At 70.6% G+C, this 540-nt stretch carries 1 protein-coding gene; it reads left to right on the top strand.

Annotation, left to right across the window (positions count from 1 at the left end):
• Window positions 1-161: 161 nt before the first annotated feature.
• On the top strand, window positions 162-540 hold a 379-nt coding region (locus tag KVT45_RS55120), incomplete at its 3' end, for an SDR family NAD(P)-dependent oxidoreductase (RefSeq protein ID WP_217562667.1).

Below are 540 nucleotides of genomic sequence, written 5' to 3'. Positions count from 1 at the left end.
GTGCGGATCATCGCGCCCAGTCCAGCTCCGGGGGGTGTCGTCGTCATGCTCTCCATCCTCCCGCGTCCCCGATCACATGCGGGGGCGCGAGGGTGGTACTGGTCTTCCCACCGTCGAAGCGTCCCTGGTCCGGCTCCCTCGTCAAGGCAACTATCGAAGGCATGACGATCACTTTCATCACCGGAGCCAACAAGGGCATCGGCCGCGAGACCGCCCGCCGCCTCATCGCGTGCGGTCACACCGTTCTCCTGGGAGCCCGCGACCGTGAGCGGGGTGAGGAGGCAGCCGCCGCGCTGGGCGCACGCTTCGTCCCCGTCGACGTGACCGACGACGCGTCCGTGGCCGCCGCCGCCGCGGACGTCGCCGAGCACGAGGGCAGGATCGATGTCCTGATCAACAACGCGGGGGTCCAGGGTCCCTTCGGTGATCCCGGCGACCTCACCGCCGCCGACGCCCGCGCCGTCCTCGACGTCAACGTCATCGGCGTGGTCCGCACCACCACCGCGTTCCTGCCGCTGCTGCGCCGTTCGGACGACCCCG

The sequence above is a fragment of the Streptomyces sp. GbtcB6 genome (genome assembly GCF_019091475.1).
In the GTDB taxonomy this organism is placed as follows: domain Bacteria; phylum Actinomycetota; class Actinomycetes; order Streptomycetales; family Streptomycetaceae; genus Streptomyces; species Streptomyces hyaluromycini.
Note: the sequence above shows the minus strand (reverse complement) of the source record. Positions and strands in the feature narration are given on the sequence as shown.